Below are 18,632 nucleotides of genomic sequence, written 5' to 3' on the forward strand. Positions count from 1 at the left end.
GTGCCGACGTTGTCCCGATGAGCGCGGAGCGCGGTTTGATGCGGTCAGGCGGCGAGGACCGAGGCCGCCATGCCGATGAGGGCCGTGCCGCAGAGGCGTTCGAAGACCGGGCGGACCTTCGGGCGGGACAGCAGGGTCGCCAGGCGGCCGGCCAGCGGGACGACCACCGACCAGAACGCGGCGAACACACCCACCGCCACCGCCGACAGCAGCGCGGCCTGGGGCAGGGGCGGCGCGGACGGGTCCATGGCCTGCGGGACGAGGCTGAGGAACGTGAGCATGACCTTCGGGTTGAGCAGGTCGCACATCAGGCCGCGCAGGAACACCGACCGGTCCGAGCGCGGCGGTGCGGTGGCGGCGCCCCGGGAGCGCAGGGTCATCACGCCCAGGTACAGCAGGTAGGCCGCGCCGATCGCCTTCACCACGAGCAGGGCCGTGGGCGCGGCGGCGACGAGGGCGGACAGGCCCAGCGTGGCCAGCGTCGCGTGCACGAGCAGGCCGGTGACCACGCCCAGCGCGGTGAGCGCGCCGAGGCGGACGCCGCGCACGGCGTTGCCGGTGACCAGCACGAAGTCCGGGCCGGGGACGATCGTGATGACCACGACGGCCAGCAGGAAGGAGGTCCAGGCGATGTGCACGGCGACAGTCCACGATGGAGGTTCGGTTCGACGCCACCGGTTCAGTAGAGTGTTCGGTTGTGACGGAAGTAGCCGAACTGGATTCGGTTGATTGGCGCATTCTGGAAGAGTTGCAGAACGACGCCACCCTGCCGAACCGGACCCTGGCCGACCTGGTCGGGCTCGCGCCCTCGACGTGCCTGCAACGGGTGCGGCGGCTGCGCGAGCTGGGCGTGATCACCGGCTTCCACGCGGTGGTGGACCCGCGCACGACGGGCCTGCCGCTGGAGGCGGTGGTGTCGGTCAACGTCCGCCCGCACACGCGGCCGGTGGTGGCGGCGTTCCGGGCGTTCGTGATGGCGCAGCCGGAGACCCGCTCGCTGTTCCACGTCAGCGGCACGGCGGACTTCCTGATCCACATCGCGGTGGCCGACAGCACCCACCTCCAGGCGTTCCTGATGGACAAGATCGCCTCGCGCACCGAGGTCCGGAACCTGACCAGCTCGGTCGTGCTGGAACGCGTCGAGACCCGCGCCCTGACCCCGCCCGCCGACCGCCGACCGACCCACCGCCGCCGGCGGGTGTGACCTCCGGGTTACCGTGCGGGTATGCAGCCTGACGAGTTCCGCCGGATCGGCCACGAGGTGATCGACTGGATCGCCGACTACCGCGAGCGCCTCGGCGACCTGCCCGTGCGGTCCCAGGTCGAGCCCGGCTGGGTGCGCTCGAAGCTGGCCCCGCTGCCCGAGCACGGGGAGGGGTTCGACGGCCTGCTCGCCGACCTGGACCGGGTCGTCGTGCCGGGCACGACCCACTGGCAGCACCCCGGGTTCTACGCGTACTTCCCGTCCAACGCGTCCCTGCCCTCGGTGCTCGGCGACCTGGTCTCGTCCGGGTTGGGCGTGCAGGGGATGCTGTGGTCCACCTCGCCCGCGGCCACCGAGGTCGAGCAGCACCTGATGGACGAGTTGGTCGGCGCGATGGGCCTGCCGCGGTCGTTCGTCGGGGGTGGCGTCATCCAGGACACCGCGTCCTCGGCGGCCCTGGTCGCCGTGCTGGCGGCGTTGCACCGGCGGTCGGGCAAGTGGCGGCAGTCCGGTGTGGACGGTGACGAGACGGTTTACGTCTCATCGCAGACGCATTCGTCCATCGAGCGTGCCGCCCGCATCGCGGGGCTGGGTGAGGAGGCCGTGCGGTCCATCGCGGTGGACGGGGTGCTGGCCATGGACGTGGCCGAGCTGGAGCGGCAGATCCAGTCCGATGTGGACAGCGGTCGGCGGCCGGTGCTGGTGTGCGCCACCATCGGCACCACCGGCACCGGCGCGGTCGATCCCGTCGCCGAGATCGCGGAGGTCTGCGCGCGGCACGGGATCTGGCTGCACGTCGACGCGGCGTGGGCGGGCCCGGCGGCGCTGTGCCCGGAGTTCCGCGGCCTGTTCGCGGGGGTGGAGAAGGCGGATTCGTTCTGCGCCAACGCCCACAAGTGGATGCTGACGGCGTTCGACCTGTCGCTGTTCTGGACCGCGCACCCGGACGTGCTGGTGGACGCGCTGACGATCCTGCCGGAGTACCTGCGCAACAGCGCGACGGAATCCGGGGCGGTCGTGGACTACCGCGACTGGCAGATCCCGCTGGGTCGCCGGTTCCGGTCGTTGAAGCTGTGGTCGGTGCTGCGCTGGTACGGCCTGGAGGGCATCCGGTCCCACCTGCGCGGCCACGTGGCCTTGGCTTCGGCCTTGGAGTCCTGGGTCGCGGCCGACGCCGACTGGGAACTGGTCGTGCCGCGCTCGCTGTCCCTGGTGACCATCGCCCACCGCGACGGCGACGAGGCCACACGACGGGCGATGGACGCGGTGAACGCCGAGGGCACAGCCTTCCTCACCCACACCACGGTGAACGGCCGGTTCGCGGTCCGCATCGCCATCGGCGCGGAAGCGACCCAAGAGGAGCACGTGCGGGCGATGTGGGAGGCGCTGCGGTCTAGCCGGTGATCAGCGCGGGCAGGTCGAGGACGACCGGGAAGGGACTCGGCACCTCGACCTTCCCGGTACCGCTCGCCACGACCTGGTAGCCGCCACCGACCAGGTCGAAAGCGGTCAACGTGACCTGGTCATCCAGTTCGAGCAGCCAGTAGTGCGGGATGCCCGCGTCGGCGTACTCGATCGGCTTGAAGATGCGGTCCGTTCGGCCGGTTCCGGGCGACACGATCTCCACGGCCAGCAAGACGTCGTCGGCGTCGAAGCGCTTCGGGTACTCCAGGAAACGCTTGTTGTGGACAACCACGACATCCGGTGCACGTACGGTGACGGGTGGGATCGCGTTGATCACGACATCGACATCGGGCACCGGTGTGACGTCCCCTGGCAACTGGTCGCGGAGCGTGGCCCAGAGCCCCGAGGTCGCGAACTGGTGCTTGGGGGCTGGCTTCGGTGCCCCTAGCAGGACTCCTTCAACCAGCTCAACGTGGTGCGACTCGTCTTCCGGCAGCGCGTCCCACTCTTCGAGTGTGAGCAGGTGGTCAGGCCACAGCATGGCGCTCAGCTCGAACCCACCTCTCATTGCGGCACTCCCTTGGTCACCGACTGTAGCGAAGTCAGCGCATGAGGCGGAGCAGGCCTTCCTGGACCACCGTGGCCACCAGGCGGCCGTCCTGGGCGTAGAAACGGCCCGTGGCCAGGCCGCGCGCGCCGGACGCCGACGGGGACTCGCAGTCGTACAGGAACCACTCGTCGGCGCGGAAGCGGCGGTGGAACCACATCGCGTGGTCCAGGGAGGCGCCCAGCAGCTTGTCCGTGCCCCAGTACACGCCGTGGCGCACCAGGACGGAGTCCAGCAGCGTCATGTCCGACGCGTACGCCAGCACGCACACGTGCAGCATGTCGTCGTCGGGCAGCTTGCCGTCCGCGCGCATCCACACCTGGCTGCGCGCCTCGCCCGGACCGTCCTCGCGGGCCCGCCACGGCGGTTCGGTCACGTAGCGGATGTCGATCGGGCGGGGCAGCCGCGCCATGCCGACCTTCTCCAGGTACCCGGCCGCCGACTCGGCGTAGGTGGGCAGCGAGTCCGGCGGCGGGACGGACGGCATGGGCTCGAAGTGGTCCATGCCCTCCTCGTCCAGCTGGAAGGACGCGGACAGCGCGAAGATCGCCTTGCCGTGCTGCACGGCGACGACCCGGCGGGTCGTGAACGACCGGCCGTCACGGATGCGATCGACTTCGTACACGATCGGGACGGTCGGATCACCGCCTCGAATGAAGTACGAGTGCAGCGAGTGCACCCGGCGCTCCGGCGGGACGGTCCGCCCGGCGGCCACCAGGGCCTGCCCGGCGACCTGCCCGCCGAACACCCGCACGGGCGACTCGGCGGGCGACACCCCGCGGAAGATGTTCTCCTCGATGCGCTCCAGGTCCAGCAGCGCCACGAGGCGGTCGAGCACGGGCTGCCCGTGCGGTACGCCATCGGTGTCCAGCGGAAGGTCCGCGAAGCCGGCGGCAGCGGCGGCGCGGGCAGCCTCGGTCACGTCATCCCCTAAGCGTGGTCTTCCTCCCCCAGGCGGTGCACCCGGATGAGGTTGGTCGAGCCGATGGTGCCAGGCGGGGAGCCTGCCACGACGACGACCAGGTCACCCGGCTGGTACCGGCCGATGTGCAGCATCGACTGGTCCACCTGGCGGACCATCTCGTCCGTCGAGTCCACCTTAGGCACCAGGAACGTCTCGGTGCCCCACGTGAGAGCAAGCTGACTGCGCACGCTCTGCTCCGGCGTGAACGCGAGCAGCGGCAGGTGGGTGTGCAGGCGGGCCAGCCGGCGCACCGTGTCACCCGACTGCGTGAACGCGACCAGGGCCTTGGCGTTGAGCCGCTCGCCGATGTCGCGGGCCGCGTAGGAGATGACGCCGCGCTTGGTCCGCGGGACGTGCGTCAGCGGCGGGACCTGCGTGGACTCGGTCTCGACGGCCTCGATGATGCGGCCCATCGTGCGCACGGTCTCGATCGCGTACCGGCCCACGGACGTCTCGCCGGACAGCATCAACGCGTCCGCGCCGTCGAGCACGGCGTTGGCGACGTCGGAGGTCTCGGCGCGGGTCGGGCGCGAGTTGGTGATCATCGAGTCGAGCATCTGCGTGGCGACGATCACCGGCTTGGCGTTCTCGCGGGCGATCTGGATCGCGCGCTTCTGCACCAGCGGCACGTGCTCCAGCGGCAGCTCGACGCCCAGGTCGCCGCGGGCGACCATCACGCCGTCGAACGCGAGCACGATGGCTTCGAGGTTGTCGACGGCCTCGGGCTTCTCGATCTTGGCGATGACCGGGCGGCGGCCGTGGCCGACGCGGTCCATGACCTGGTGCACGAGGTCGATGTCGGCGGGCGAGCGGACGAAGGACAGGGCGATGAAGTCGACGCCCAGGTTGAGGGCGAACTCCAGGTCCTCGATGTCCTTCTCCGACAGCGCCGGCACGGACACGTCCATGCCGGGCAGCGAGAGGCCCTTGTTGTTGCTGACCGGGCCGCCCTCGGTGACCTCGCAGACCACGTCCGCGCCCTCGACGTCGGTCACGACCAGGCCGACCTTGCCGTCGTCCACCAGCAGGCGGTCGCCGACCTTGGCGTCGTGCGCGAGCTGCTTGTACGTGGTGGAGACGCGGTCGTGCGTGCCCTCGACGTCCTCGACGGTCACCCGGACGACGTCACCGGTGCGCCACTCGACGGGGCCGTGCGCGAACCGGCCGAGCCGGATCTTGGGGCCCTGGAGGTCGGCGAGGATGCCCACCGCGCGCCCGGTGCGGTCCGATGCGGCGCGGACGAGGTCGTAGACCTGCTTGTGGTCGGCATGGCTGCCGTGGCTGAAGTTCATCCTGGCCACGTCCATACCGGCCGCTACCAGCTCGTTGACCTTCTCCTCGGTCGCGGTGGCAGGGCCCAGCGTACAGACGATCTTCGCGCGTCGACTCACGTCTGGAGAGACTAGTCCCCTTCACTGGACCGATCAGGATGTACCGGGGGGTAATCTCGCCGAAACAGGCACAATCTGGCCTGTGAGCCGCAGAATCCTCCCGTTCGTGACCGCGGTGTTGCTCAGCGTCATCGTGTTGTTCACCCCGCAGTCGGGCGTGCCGGACTCGCCGCCGGGCACCGACAAGGTCGTGCACGTGCTGCTGTTCGCGCTGCTGGCAGCGACCGGTCTGTGGGCGCGGCTGCCGGCCGTGCCGCTGCTGGGCGGGCTGGTGGCCTACGCGGCGGTGTCGGAGGTGTTGCAGGCGGTGATCACGGCCCTGGGGCGCGGCGGGGACGTCGTGGACGGCCTGGTGGACGTCGTGGGCGTCGGGCTGGGGTGGCTGGTGGCGCGGCGGGCGCTCAGCGGAACCCGACCTCGGTGACCCCGATGTGGTCGGCGCACCAGTCGACCAGGGGGTTCACCTCGCGCCACGCCTTGAGGACCCGGTCGTGGCACTCCGGCTCGTGCAGGGTGTCGTCCGGCGGCCAGACCTTCGCCACGTACAGCCGCTTGTGCTTGGCCAGCTCGACGCGGGGGTGCTCGGGGTCCACGCCCTTGGGCGCGCGCTTGAGCTTGTCGCCGCGCAGCTCCCAGCCCTGCTTGGCGAGCTTCCTGAGGATCTTCTCCAGGGCCTGGCCGCGCAGGTCGTCGACGACCGACTCGCGGTAGCGGGCGATCTGGTCGGAGGCCATCGCGAACGAGCCGCCCGCCACGAACAGGCCCGCGGTGCCGATCTGGACGTAGTGCGCGCCGCCGCCGCGGCCGAGTTCGACCACGCCGCCGCAGTGGTCCTTGTAGGGCGTCTTGTCCTTGCTGAACCGCACGTCCCGGTAGGGGCGGAAGACCTTGCCCTTGCCGAACTCGGGTTCCAGGGCGGCCAGCAGCGCCTCCATGGGCGCGCGCACGTCGGACTGGTAGACGTGCTTGTTGTCCTCCCAGAAGGCCTTCGAGTTGTCGACCGACAAGCCGTCGAAGAAGTCGATGGCGTGCTCTCCGAAGCCGGTGAATTCCACGGCGCTCAGCTTACGTTCGTCCATTCGTGGCACCATTCGAACGCTCTATAGCAGACAATCACCGGCCGGTGACTTTGTGTGCATAATCGGCTGAGTGGGTAGGGAATCGGCGTTGGCCGGTTGGCTGCGCGGGCTCGACGCGCCGGGGCTGAGGGACGTCCTCGCGCTGCGCCGGGACGCGGCGGACACCCGGCCGCGGTCGCTGCGGGCGCTGGCCGACGAGCTGTCGACGGCGGCGTCGCTGCGGTTGGCGGTGGACGGCCTGGACCGCGGGTGCCGGGACGTGCTCGACGCGGTGCTGGCGCTGGGCGGGACGGTGGCGCCGGTCGGCGTGGACGTGCTCGCGGAACGCTTGCGGTGCAACGGGAAAGCCGGGCGGGCCGAGCTGAAGCGGGCGTTGGCGGAGTTGCGGGCGCGCGCCCTGGTCTGGGACTCCGGCGAGGCCCTGCGCGCGGCCCCGAACCTGCGGCCGTGCGGGACCGAACCACCCCGGCGCATCACGCCCGCGCCGCGCGCGCCGCGGCGGGTGGCGCAGAACCGGGCGTTCGCCGACCGGGCGGCAGCCGCGTCCGCGACGTCCACTGTGGACGGTGTGACCCGGTTGGTGGACCTGTGCGACGGCGAGGTGGTGAGCGCGCGCGGCGGGGTCGGCGTGCGGGAGTTGCGGCGGGTCGCCGATTCGCTGCGGGCGGACGAGGCGCGGGCGCGGCTGTGGCTGGAACTGGCCGTGGAGGCGCGGTTGCTGGCGGTCGCGGACTGGCGGGTGGTGCCGACGACCCGGTCGGACCCGTGGCGCGGCGCGGAACCGGCGGACCGCCTGGCGGCGCTGGCCGGCGCGTGGCCCCGGCTGGTGTGGCAGCCGGGCAAGTCGCGCCCCGCGTTGGCGGACCCGTTGTCGTGCGGGGACGTCACGCGGCGCGGGGTGCTGGAGCGGTTCGCCCGGTTGGGCGAGGACGAGGCGTTCGAGCACCGGCACGAGGTGGTGGCGGAGCTGTCGTGGCGGCGGCCGGCGTTCCAAGGCGCCGTGGTGACGGAGGCGGCGCTGGCCGAGGCGGAGGCGGTCGGGCTGGTCGCGCTGGGGACGGCGACGGCGTTGGGCCGGGCCGTCCTGGCGGGCCGGGAGTCGGAGGTGGCGGACCGGTTCGTGCCGCCGGCGGTGCGCACGGCGTTGCTGCGGCCGGACCTGACGGCGGTGGTCGGTGGTCTGCCGGACGACGAGCTGTCGTCGGTGCTGGGCCTGGCCGCGGACGCCGCCGAGGGCGGGTGGCGGTTCACCGGAGCGAGCGTGCGCCGGGCGTTGGACGCGGGGCACAGCCCGGAGCGGCTGCTGGCCCGGTTGGCGTCGATCGCGGAGCACGGCGTGCCGCAGCCGGTGGAGCGCCTGGTGCGGGAGGTGGCGCGGCGGCAGGGGCGGGTCAGCGTGACGGCGGTGGCGAGCTGCGTGCGGGCGGACGACCCGGAGCTGCTGACGGAGATCGCGGGCCACCGGTCGTTGACACCGCTGTCGTTGCAGCCGTTGGGGCCCACCGTGCTGGCGTCGGCGAGACCGGCGGACGAGACGCTGGCCCTGCTCCGGGCGGCCGGCTACGCCCCCACGGCCGACGGCGTCCTGGACCGCATGCCACGCCGCCGCGTCGAACCGCCGCCGCGGAAGATCCCGACGTGGCGGCGGTGGCGGGCGTCGTTGACGGATCAGGAGTTGGCCAAGTTGGCGGTGGCGCTGGTGGAGCGCGAACGCCCCCGGCCGCGGATCGTGCCGCCGAAGGTGGAATCGCGGCGGTTGACGACGGTGCGGTTGTTGCGCGACCAGTCGTTGGTGTTGCGCGATTCGGAGGTGGTGTTGCTGGCGGAGGCGTTGGTGACGCGGACGTCGGTGGAGATAGCGGTGGCGGACGGGCCGCGGAGCACCATTCGGCATGTGATCACGCCGGTGGAGCACGCGGCCGGGAACCTGACGGTGAACGGGCCGCACGGGGAGCAGCGTGAGTTCCTGGTGGGGCACATACGGTCGGTGAAGCCGGTCGAGTCTCACCCGATCGTGTGACATGCAGGATCCGCGACCTTTTGGCGACTCGCGCGTCCCGTAGAGAGGGTGGCGGCGCGAGGGTGGCGGCGCGAGGGTGGCGCGGGTGTTCGCGGGTGTGGGTGGGTTAGATGTCCAGGGCCCAGCCCGGGTGGTCGATGAAGGGGTTGCGGTTGCCTTGGATTTCGGCGATCGCCGCGTTCCGGTGCAGCTCGTGGTCGGTCACCGGGTCGCGCTCGTGCCACATGATCAGGTCCGGCACCAGGTCGTCGTCCACCACGCCCGGGTAGCGGACCAGGAAGTACAGGGTCGCCCTCGCCAGCGGGCCACTGCGGTCCCAGGGGCCGCTGCGGTCCCACGGGCCGCTGGGATTCCCAACGCCACTGCGGTCCCGAGGGTCGCTGCCGTCCCAGAGGGTCGCCGGGGGCGGGTCGCCCACCTCCCTCGTGAACTGGTGGTGCAGGTCGCCTCGCATGGGTTCTCTGCGGTCGAACAAGGCCGGTGGCACGGCGTGTTCGCAGTTGAACGGGTGGGTTTCCTCCAACACCTCGAATTCCGCCAGCAGCGTGCCCGGGTCGGGTAGGCCGGCCGCGGCCAGGTCGCGGAAGCGGCGCGCTCGGGCCGCCTCGGCCTCGACGTCGGCTCGGATCACGTCGGCGGGATCGACCGCGGCACCGGAGTGGAGGCTTCGGAGCTTCAGGTCCGGGTGCAGGTCCACCCACGGGTACAGCATGCGGCACGGCCGGTACGCCGGGCAGCGGACGTGGGTGCGGGCCAGCAGGTCGTGCAGGTTCGACCGGGTCGGGTGGATGCCTTCGTAGTAACGGTCGCGGGCGGCTCGGTCGGCCGACGGGTCGTAGTAGACGCGGCTCCGGCCGATGTCCAGGTTCACCAGCGCGCCGCGCAGTTCCGAGTCCGCCTCGTGCACCGCCGGCGCGGTGTCGAAGACCTGGGCCCGCAGGTGCGCCGCCTCGCCGCTCAACGGCCGCTCCCGCAACGCCCGCAGCACCCGGCTGATCCGCACCCCCTCCCCCGCGCGCCACGCCGACCCCTCCGCCACGCCCGAGTGGTGCAGCGCCACGACCTCCCACTGGTCGTTGAAGATCGGCCCGCCCGACCCGTCCAACCCCGGCTCGTAGTGCACGAAGTCGTCCAGCACGTCCACCATCACGTGCTCGCGCAACCCGAACAGCTTCGGCCCGCCCTCCGGCACGCGCACGGACGTCAGGCGCTCACCGAGGATCGCCTTGCCCTCGTGCTCCACCAGGTGCAGGTGCGGCGGCAACGCCCCCTCGCGCACCGCCACCACCGTGAAGTCCAGCACCAGGTCCGTCACGAAGAACCGCTCCGGGCTCAACCCCGTCGTGACCGAGTCGAACTCGACCGCCGCACGTGACGCGTCGGTCACGCTCGGCAACGCGGTGTTGGTGGTCAGCAACAACACCGGCGAGATGAGCACCCCGGTCGCCGACCGCCCGGCGACGTCCACCCGCCCGACCGCCCGCGCCGCCGCCAACCCGCAGTCCAGGAAACCCGTGTCCACCACGGTGTTGCGGCCGATGAGGCGTTCCAGGGCCAGCTCCCGCCGACCCGACCGCACGGCCGACGCGCCGCTCTCGACGGCCGCCGCCAGCTGCCAGTCGACACCCAACCGGTTGAGCCGGCGGGTCACCCGGTGCGGGGTGTCGGTGTGCAGGACGCCGCGGCGCTCGACCGTGGCGTGTACGTGTTCGCGTTGCGCCGCACGGCCTTCGTAGCGGGCGCGGGTGGCGGCCAGGCGGGGCAGCAGCGCGTCGGACGTCATCGCCCACCTCCCTCATGGAGGTAGCGTCGAGCGGAGCGGCCCCGCCGTTACGCCGGGGTCCGGAGAGGACCGCTCCCCGACGACGTCACACGACGGCGAGCGGCAGCTGGTTCGGGATCACCGGCGAGGGCAGGTCCGACGAGCCGGTCAGGAACCTGTCGACCGCGTTGGCCACCGAGCGGCCCTCGGCGATCGCCCACACCACCAGCGACGCGCCGCGGTGGGCGTCGCCGCACACGAACACGCCCGGCGCCTGCGTCTGCCAGTCCGAGCCGCACGAGATGGTGCCGCGCGTGGTCAGCTTGATGCCCAGGCCGTCGAGCAGCGGCATGTGCTCGACGCCCTCGAAGCCGATCGCCAGCAGCACCAGGTCCGCGGGCAGCACCTCGACCTCCTCCGACGTCGGCACGACCTGCCGCCGCCCGGAGGCGTCCTTCTCGACCCGCACCTTGCGCAGCTGGATCTGGCGGACGTGGCCCTCGTCGTCGCCGATGAACTTCTCCACGGCGACCGCGAACTTGCGCTCCCCCGCCTCCTCGTGGGCGGGGTAGGTGCGCAGGATCCACGGCCACACCGGCCACGGCGAGCGGGCGTCGTCGCGCTGCGACGGGGGCTGCGGGTACTGGTCGAGCTGGAGCACCGACGCCGCGCCCTGGCGGGAGGCGGTGCCGTAGCAGTCGGCGCCGGTGTCGCCGCCGCCGATGATCACGACGTGCTTGCCGGCGGCGTCGATGGCCGACGGCCCGTCGCCCTCGCACGCCCGGTTCGCCGGGACCAGGTGCTCCATCGCGAGGTGGATGCCCTTGAGCTCCCGCCCCGGCGTGGTGGTGTCGTCCCGGCCGCGCAGCGCGCCGACCGCGAGCACGACGGCGTCGAACTGCTCGCGCAGCTGCTCGACGGTCAGGTCCACGCCGACCTCGCAGCCGGTGACGAACTTCGTGCCCTCGCGGCGCAGCTGGGCCAGCCGCCGGTCGAGGACCTTCTTCTCCATCTTGAACTCGGGGATGCCGTAGCGCAGCAACCCGCCGAGCCGGTCGTCGCGCTCGTAGACGGTGACCTCGTGGCCGGCGCGGGTCAGCTGCTGCGCCGCCGCGAGCCCGGCCGGGCCGGAGCCGACGACCGCCACGCGCTTCCCGCTGGAGACGTGGGACTGCCACGGCTGCACGAGCCCCTGCTCCCACGAGACGTCGGCGATGGTCTCCTCGACCCGCTTGATCGTCACCGCGCCGCCGGCGTCGTGGCTGATGGCCAGCACGCACGCCGCCTCGCACGGCGCGGGGCACAGCTTCCCGGTGAACTCGGGGAAGTTGTTGGTGGCGTGCAGCCGGTCGGAGGCCAGCGCCCAGTCGCCGCGGCGGACCAGGTCGTTCCACTCGGGGATCAGGTTGCCCAGCGGGCAGCCGGCGGAGCCGGAGTGGCAGAACGGGATGCCGCAGTCCATGCACCGCGTCGCCTGGGTGCGCACCTCGCGGTCGCGCACCTCCGGGTCGACGCGCGCGTAGACCTCGTGCCAGTCGTCGAGCCGCTCGGCGGCGGGCCGCTTCTTGGCGTCCTTGCGGGGGTGCTTGAGGAAACCGTACGGGTCAGCCACGGGAGGCCTCCATGATCGCCTGGTCGACGTCCCTGCCTTCCGCGCGGGCGAGCCTCATCGCTTCGAGCACGCGCTGGTAGTCACCGGGCATGACCTTGGTGAACGATGCGGACCGGCGGGGCCAGTCGCCCAGCAGCGACGCGGCCACGGCCGATCCGGTGAGCTTGTGGTGCTTCTCCACCACTTCGCGCAGCCAGCGCAGGTCCTCCGCGCCGGGCCGCTGGAGTTCGACCATCGCCTTGTTGACGTTGACCGGGTCGAGGTCGAGGACGTAGGCGATGCCGCCGGACATGCCGGCCGCGAGGTTGCGGCCGGTGGGGCCGAGCACCACGGCCCGGCCGCCGGTCATGTACTCGAAGGCGTGGTCGCCCACGCCCTCGGCCACGGCGAGCGCGCCGGAGTTGCGCACGCAGAACCGCTCGCCGACGCGTCCGCGCAGGAAGATCTCGCCGGACGTGGCGCCGTAGCCGATCACGTTGCCCGCGATGACCTGCTGTTCGGCGGCGAACGGCGCGTCGGGGTGCGGGCGCACGACGATCCGGCCGCCGGACAGGCCCTTGCCGACGTAGTCGTTGGCGTCGCCGATCATCTCCAGCGTGATGCCGCGCGGCAGGAACGCGCCCAGCGACTGGCCCGCGGACCCGGTGAAGGTCACGTGGATGGTGTCGTCGGGCAGGCCGTCGCCGCCGAACCGGCGGGTGACCTCCGCGCCGAGCAGGGTGCCGACGGTGCGGTTGACGTTGCGCAGCGGCAGTTCCAGGCGGACGGGGTGCGCGTCCTCCAGCGCCGCCTCGGCGAGCTGGATGAGGGTGCGGTCCAGCGCCTGCGCCAGGCCGTGGTCCTGCTCGCGGACGCGGCGCTTGGCCGTGCGGTACGGGGTGTCGGGCACGTCGAACACCGGCGTCAGGTCCAGGCCCGCCGCCTTCCAGTGCTCGATGGCGTCGTCGGTGCGCAGCAGCTCGGCGTGGCCGACGGCCTCGTCGATCGTGCGGAAGCCCAGTGCCGCCAGGTGCTCGCGGACCTCCTGCGCGACGAACTCGAAGAAGTTCACCACGTGCTCGGCCTGGCCGGTGTAGCGCTTGCGCAGCTCCGGGTTCTGCGTCGCGACGCCCACGGGGCAGGTGTCCAGGTGGCAGACGCGCATCATCACGCAGCCCGCGACGATCAGCGGCGCGGTCGCGAAGCCGAACTCCTCCGCGCCGAGCAGGGCCGCGACGACCACGTCCCGCCCGGTGCGCAGCGCGCCGTCCACCTGGACGGTGATGCGGTCGCGCAGGCCGTTGAGCAGCAACGTCTGCTGGGTCTCGGCGAGGCCGATCTCCCACGGCGTGCCCGCGTGCTTGAGCGAGTTCAGCGGGGACGCGCCGGTGCCGCCGTCGTGGCCGGAGACCAGCACGACGTCCGCGTGCGCCTTGGCCACGCCCGCCGCGACCGTGCCGACGCCGACCTCGCTGACCAGCTTCACGTGGACGCGGGCCCGCTCGTTGGCGTTCTTCAGGTCGTGGATGAGCTGCGCCAGGTCCTCGATGGAGTAGATGTCGTGGTGCGGCGGCGGGGAGATCAGGCCGACGCCCGGCGTGGAGTGCCGGGTCCGCGCGATCCACGGGTAGACCTTGTAGCCGGGCAGCTGCCCGCCCTCGCCGGGCTTCGCGCCCTGCGCCATCTTGATCTGGATGTCGGTGGCGTTGACCAGGTACTCGCTGGTCACGCCGAACCGGCCGGACGCGACCTGCTTGACCGCGCTGCGCCGCTCGGGGTCGTAGAGGCGCTCGGGGTCCTCGCCGCCCTCGCCGCTGTTGGACCGGCCGCCCAGCCGGTTCATGGCGATGGCCAGCGTCTCGTGCGCCTCGGCGGAGATCGAGCCGTAGGACATCGCGCCGGTGTTGAACCGCTTGACGATCGAGGAGACCGGTTCGACCTCGTCGATCGGGACCGGCGTGCGGCCCTCGGTGCGCAGCGAGAACAGGCCGCGCAGCGTGCCGCCCTGGCGGGACAGCCGCTCGACCTCCTCGGTGTAGCGGCGGTAGACGTCCTGCTTGCCGGTCTTGGTGGCGTGCTGGAGCAGGAACACCGTCTCCGGCGTGAACAGGTGCAGCTCGCCCTCGCGGCGGTAGGCGTACTCGCCGCCCACCTCCAGCCGGCGGTGCACGCGCTCGGTGGGGTTGTCCGGGTAGGCGCGGCGGTGGCGCAGCGCGACCTCCTCGGCCAGCACGTCCAGGCCCGCGCCGCCCAGCTTGGAGACGGTGCCGGTGAAGTACTCGTCGAGCAGCTCGTTGGCCAGGCCGACCGCTTCGAAGACCTGGGCCGCGGTGTACGCGCCGACCGTCGAGATGCCCATCTTGGACATGATCTTCAGCGTGCCCTTGACCAGGGCCTGCACGTAGTTGCGGATCGCCTTGCGGGCCTCGATGCCGGTGATCGCGCCCTGCGAGATCAGGTCCTCGATGGTCTCGAAGGCCAGGTACGGGTTGACCGCCGCCGCGCCGTAGCTCAGCAGCGCCGCGATGTGGTGCACCTCGCGGGCGTCCCCGGTCTCCACGACCAGCGCGACGCGCAGGCGCTCCTTGGTGCGCACCAGGTGGTGGTGCACGGCGGAGACCAGCAGCAGCGACGGGATCGGGGCCATGCGGTGGTCGGAGTCGCGGTCCGACAGCACCAGGATGCGCGCGCCGGCGGCGATCGCCTCGGACGCCTCGCGCCGGACCCGCTCGATCGCGGCGTGCAGCGCCGGGCCGCCACCGTCCACTTCGTACAGTCCGTTGAGGACGGTGCACGCGAAGCCCGGCAGGTCGCCGTCGTCGTTGATGTGGATGAGCTTGGCCAGCTCGTCGTTGTCGATGACCGGGTAGGCGAGCTTGATGTGCCGGCAGCTGACCGGGCCCGGCTCCAGCAGGTTCTGCTCCGGGCCCATCACGCGCGACACGGACGTGACGATCTCCTCGCGGATCGCGTCCAGCGGCGGGTTGGTGACCTGGGCGAAGTTCTGCACGAAGTAGTCGTAGAGCAGCCGGGAGCGCTGGGAGAGCGCGGCGACCGGGGTGTCGGTGCCCATCGAGCCCAGCGGCTCCATGCCGCCGACCGCCATCGGGGCCAGCAGGACGCGCAGCTCCTCCTCGGTGTAGCCGAAGGTGAGCTGGCGGCGCACCACGGACTCGTGGCTCTGCACCACGTGCTCGCGGTCGGCGAGGTCGGCCAGGTCCAGCAGGCCCGCGTGCAGCCACTCGTCGTAGGGCAGCTCGGCGGCCAGGCGGGTCTTGACCTCGTCGTCGTCGACCAGGCGGCCCTCGACGGTGTCGACCAGGAACATCTTGCCCGGCTGGAGGCGGCCCTTGGCGACGACCCGGTCCGCGGGCACGTCGAGCACGCCGGTCTCGGAGGCGAGCACCACGCGGCCGTCGGCGGTCTGCCACCAGCGGGCCGGGCGCAGGCCGTTGCGGTCCAGGACCGCGCCGACCAGCGCGCCGTCGGTGAAGGTGACGCACGCCGGGCCGTCCCACGGCTCCATCAGGCTCGCGTGGAACTCGTAGAACGCGCGGCGCTTGGGGTCCATCGAGGCGTGGTTCTCCCAGGCCTCGGGGATCATCATCAGCACCGCGTGCGGCAGGCTGCGGCCACCCAGGTGCAGCAGCTCCAGCACCTCGTCGAAGGACGCCGAGTCCGAGCCGTCGGGGTCGCAGATCGGGAACAGGCGCGCCAGGTCGCCCGGGATGAGGTCGCTCGCGAGCAGCGCCTCGCGGGCCCGCATGCGGTTGCGGTTGCCGCGCACGGTGTTGATCTCGCCGTTGTGGGCGACGTACCGGAAGGGGTGCGCCAGCGGCCACGACGGGAAGGTGTTGGTGGAGAACCGCGAGTGCACCAGGGCGATGGCGGTGGCCAGCCGGTCGTCGCGCAGATCCGGGAAGAACGCCGGGAGCTGGCCGGTGGTCAGCATGCCCTTGTAGACGATCGTGCGGGCGGACAGCGACGGGAAGTACGTGCCGGCGTCCGCCGCGCGGGTCTCGTGCTCGACCCGCTTGCGCAGGGCGAAGGTGAGCCGGTCCAGGGCGACGCCCTCGGCGTCGTCCTCGGCGGCGACGAACAGCATGGCGAAGTGGGGCATGACCGACCGCGCCGTCGGTCCCACGTCCGCCAGGTCCGGGTCCACCGGGACGTCGCGCCAGCCCAGGACGGCGAGCCCCTCCTCCCGCGCGATCCGCTGCGCAAGCGCTTGCGCCTTGGCGCGGCGCTCGTCGTCGGCGGGCAGGAAGGCGATGCCGGCGGCGTAGTGGCCGGCCTCGGGCAGGTCGAAGTCGACGACCTCGCGGAGGAAGGCGTCGGGGAGTTGCAGCAGGATGCCCGCGCCGTCGCCGCTGGTCGGCTCGGCGCCGGCCGCGCCGCGGTGCTCCAGGTTCGCCAGCGCGGTCAGGGCGTCCACCACGATGGCGTGCGACCGCCGCCCCTGGATGTCGGCGACCATCGCCACACCACAGGCGTCACGTTCCGCGGTCGGGTCGTACAACCCCTGCGGGGACGGGATGGCGGAGAAGATCACTGCGCAGACCTCCTTCGTCGTCCTACGAAAGAACGAGTCCTCGTGTCCAGTTCCTAGGAATCCGGTTGCTGGGCACGGGACGACGATGGCCCGCGTGTTGACGCGACTTTAACAGTCGCGAAACCGAGACACACCATCCAACGGGTGATCCCGGTCATTGACGCGTAACGATTCGAGCGGGCAGAGCGACATTGGGCCTGACCTTGTTACGCGTTGTTAAGCATAACGGACTGGCGGCCGTGGCGCGCGCCTGGTGAGAGCTTGCCGACAGCGGCGCGTTCTCGGCAAGTTCACCCAGGTGGGTGGCCTTTTGCGGCGTGCCGGCCGGCGGTCACGGTCCGCGCACAGGCCGGCGCTCGCGGCGGAGCCCCGCAGCGACGCCGGCGCGGGTCGCTGCGGGGCTCGGGTCCGTGTGGTCAGGTGCGGCGGCCGGCGCCCACGGGCACCCGGTCCTCCGCGTGGTCGTCGGCGTGCCGGCGGTCCAGCAGGTCGTCCACGTCGACCTGGGACGGGTTGTCCAGGACCTCCTTCAGGCGGGCCCGGTCGAGCTGGCCCTGCCAGCGAGCGACGACGAGGGTCCCCACGCCGTTGCCGATGACGTTGGTGATCGCGCGGGCCTCGGACATGAACCGGTCGATGCCCACGATCAGGGCGATGCCCACGGCCGGGATCGCGCTGTTGGCCTCGAACGCGGTCAGCGAGGCGGCCAGCGTGACCAGGCCCGCGCCCGTCACGCCCGCCGCGCCCTTGGACGCCAGCAGCATGAACAGCAGCAGGCCGACCTGCGTGCCCAGGCCCACGTCGTGGCCGGTCGCCTGGGCGATGAAGATCGCGCCCATGGTCAGGTAGATGCAGGTGCCGTCGAGGTTGAACGAGTAGCCGGTCGGGATGGTCAGGCCGACCACGGACTTGTCCGCGCCCGCCGCCTCCAGCTTGACCAGCATGCGCGGCAGCACCGACTCCGAGGACGACGTGCCCAGCACGATCAGCAGCTCGTCCTTGATGTACCGCAGGAACTTGAAGATCGAGAACCCGGCGTAGAGCGCCACGCCGCCCAGCACCACCAGGATGAACAGCAGGCAGGTGGCGTAGAACGAGCCCATCAGCCACGCGAGCTTGCCCAGGATCGTGCCGCCGAACTTGCCGATCGTGTAGGCGATGCCGCCGAACGCGCCGATCGGGGCCGCGTACATGACGATCTTGATGACGCCGAACATGACCTTGGCGAAGGTGTCCAGCGCGGCCACGACCTTCTCGCCGCGCTTGCCCATCCCGGCGACCGCGACGGCCACCAGGATCGCGACCACGAGCACCTGGATCAGCTGGCCGTCGGTGAACGCGCCCACGAACGACTTCGGCACCAGGCTGAGGATGAAGCCGGTCACCCCGGTCTCGGCGGTCTTGGCGTCGGCCAGCGTCTTGGCCGCCGCGTCGTCGTTGATCGGGATCGACGGGCCGTGGTGGCCGGGCTGCACGATGTTGACCACGATCAGGCCGATCGCCAGCGCGGCGGTGGTCATCGCGGTGAAGTACAGGATCGTCCGCAGCGCCAGCCCACCCGCCTTGGCGAGGTTGCCCAGGCCCGCGATGCCGACGACGACCGTGCAGAAGATCGTGGGGGCGATGACGACCTTCACCAGCGCGACGAAGAAATCGGCCATCCACTTCAGACCGGAGGCCTGGGCGGGGAAGGCGTAGCCGACGATCACGCCCAGGACGATCGACACCAGCACCCAGAAGTAGAGGTGCCGGTAGATCGGTTTGCGTTCTCGGATTTGGGCGGTGACCACGTCGTCCTCCAGGGAGCCGCTCCGGCGGGGGTTGGTCAGTGATCCTCAGCACAGCCCCGACCTGCGACAAGACGCTCGGCGGAAACTTCAGATCCCTCTGACGTAACGCGCCGTTCACCGGCGTTCCAGGGGGTGGCGAAGACCGGTGCCGCGCCGCGGGCGTCCCGCGCGGGGACGACGAAGCCGGCGCCGGCGGACCGGGTCTCGGCGCCGACCGCGTCGACCGTCCGACGGGCGTGGGCGAGGTCGTCGACCAGGACGGTGACCG

At 71.7% G+C, this 18,632-nt stretch carries 13 protein-coding genes; 4 read left to right on the top strand and 9 right to left on the bottom strand.

The genetic code is table 11. The features are described 5' to 3' along the window. Positions 1 to 44: 44 nt before the first annotated feature. Positions 45 to 638 (bottom strand): LysE family translocator, encoded by a 594-nt coding sequence (locus tag ABD126_RS15000; protein WP_343934421.1) that lies wholly within the window; start codon positions 636 to 638, stop codon positions 45 to 47. Between the two features lie 14 nt (positions 639 to 652). On the opposite strand from ABD126_RS15000, the gene ABD126_RS15005 reads away from it, so the two are divergent. Beyond that, entirely contained in the window at positions 653 to 1,204 is a 552-nt protein-coding gene (locus ABD126_RS15005) for an Lrp/AsnC family transcriptional regulator (RefSeq protein WP_343934422.1), read from the top strand. Positions 1,205 to 1,225: 21 nt separating this feature from the next. After that, positions 1,226 to 2,608, top strand: coding sequence for a pyridoxal phosphate-dependent decarboxylase family protein (locus ABD126_RS15010; protein ID WP_343934423.1), 1,383 nt, complete (start codon positions 1,226 to 1,228; stop codon positions 2,606 to 2,608). On the opposite strand, the gene ABD126_RS15015 is transcribed toward ABD126_RS15010, so the two are convergent. The 3 genes from ABD126_RS15015 to pyk all read right to left on the bottom strand — a co-directional run bounded on the left by ABD126_RS15015 (position 2,598) and on the right by pyk (position 5,570). Continuing rightward, positions 2,598 to 3,149 carry a Uma2 family endonuclease gene (locus tag ABD126_RS15015; protein WP_343934424.1) on the bottom strand — a complete coding sequence of 184 codons (552 nt, stop codon included), beginning with the start codon at positions 3,147 to 3,149 and terminating at the stop codon, positions 2,598 to 2,600. The genes ABD126_RS15010 and ABD126_RS15015 overlap by 11 nt on opposite strands. Positions 3,150 to 3,210: 61 nt before the next feature. Further along, positions 3,211 to 4,137: an acyl-CoA thioesterase II gene (gene tesB, locus ABD126_RS15020; RefSeq protein ID WP_343934425.1), complete on the bottom strand. Its 927-nt coding sequence runs from the start codon at positions 4,135 to 4,137 to the stop codon at positions 3,211 to 3,213. Between the two features lie 8 nt (positions 4,138 to 4,145). Next, complete coding sequence (gene pyk, locus ABD126_RS15025; protein WP_343934426.1) at positions 4,146 to 5,570, bottom strand: pyruvate kinase; 1,425 nt, start codon at positions 5,568 to 5,570, stop codon at positions 4,146 to 4,148. 82 nt (positions 5,571 to 5,652) lie between these two features. On the opposite strand from pyk, the gene ABD126_RS15030 reads away from it, so the two are divergent. Then, positions 5,653 to 5,994: a VanZ family protein gene (locus ABD126_RS15030; protein ID WP_343934427.1), complete on the top strand. Its 342-nt coding sequence runs from the start codon at positions 5,653 to 5,655 to the stop codon at positions 5,992 to 5,994. On the opposite strand, the gene ABD126_RS15035 is transcribed toward ABD126_RS15030, so the two are convergent. Next, positions 5,972 to 6,625, bottom strand: a complete 654-nt coding sequence (locus tag ABD126_RS15035) for a DUF2461 domain-containing protein (protein ID WP_343934639.1) — start codon at positions 6,623 to 6,625, stop codon at positions 5,972 to 5,974. The two genes, ABD126_RS15030 and ABD126_RS15035, sit on opposite strands and share 23 nt — an antisense overlap. 94 nt (positions 6,626 to 6,719) lie before the next feature. Between ABD126_RS15035 and ABD126_RS15040 the strand changes: the two genes are divergently transcribed. Next, positions 6,720 to 8,669 (top strand): helicase-associated domain-containing protein, encoded by a 1,950-nt coding sequence (locus tag ABD126_RS15040; RefSeq protein WP_343934428.1) that lies wholly within the window; start codon positions 6,720 to 6,722, stop codon positions 8,667 to 8,669. Between the two features lie 106 nt (positions 8,670 to 8,775). On the opposite strand, the gene ABD126_RS15045 is transcribed toward ABD126_RS15040, so the two are convergent. From ABD126_RS15045 to dctA, 4 genes are all read right to left on the bottom strand, one after another. Further along, positions 8,776 to 10,452 (bottom strand): endonuclease, encoded by a 1,677-nt coding sequence (locus ABD126_RS15045; protein WP_343934429.1) that lies wholly within the window; start codon positions 10,450 to 10,452, stop codon positions 8,776 to 8,778. A gap of 85 nt (positions 10,453 to 10,537) precedes the next feature. After that, on the bottom strand, positions 10,538 to 12,043 hold the full coding sequence (locus ABD126_RS15050) for a glutamate synthase subunit beta (RefSeq protein ID WP_343934430.1): 1,506 nt from the start codon (positions 12,041 to 12,043) through the stop codon (positions 10,538 to 10,540). Further along, positions 12,036 to 16,574 (bottom strand): glutamate synthase large subunit, encoded by a 4,539-nt coding sequence (gene gltB / locus ABD126_RS15055; protein ID WP_343934431.1) that lies wholly within the window; start codon positions 16,572 to 16,574, stop codon positions 12,036 to 12,038. The genes ABD126_RS15050 and gltB overlap by 8 nt, the downstream gene beginning before the upstream one ends. A gap of 416 nt (positions 16,575 to 16,990) precedes the next feature. Further along, the gene (gene dctA, locus ABD126_RS15060; RefSeq protein WP_343934432.1) at positions 16,991 to 18,364 is read right to left on the bottom strand and encodes a C4-dicarboxylate transporter DctA; all 1,374 of its coding nucleotides are present in this window, start codon (positions 18,362 to 18,364) and stop codon (positions 16,991 to 16,993) included. Between the last annotated feature and the right edge of the window lie 268 nt (positions 18,365 to 18,632).

The organism is Saccharothrix mutabilis subsp. mutabilis (genome assembly GCF_039521145.1).
Classification (GTDB): Bacteria; Actinomycetota; Actinomycetes; order Mycobacteriales; family Pseudonocardiaceae; genus Actinosynnema; species Actinosynnema mutabilis.

Bases quoted from the DNA above. Each gene is read 5' to 3' on its own strand.
- ABD126_RS15005 (WP_343934422.1), top strand. From the start codon at position 653: ATGGAGGTTCGGTTCGACGCCACCGGTTCAGTAGAGTGTTCGGTTGTG.
- ABD126_RS15010 (WP_343934423.1), top strand. From the start codon at position 1,226: ATGCAGCCTGACGAGTTCCGCCGGATCGGCCACGAGGTGATCGACTGG.
- ABD126_RS15015 (WP_343934424.1), bottom strand. From the start codon at position 3,149: ATGCTGTGGCCTGACCACCTGCTCACACTCGAAGAGTGGGACGCGCTG.
- ABD126_RS15045 (WP_343934429.1), bottom strand. From the start codon at position 10,452: ATGACGTCCGACGCGCTGCTGCCCCGCCTGGCCGCCACCCGCGCCCGC.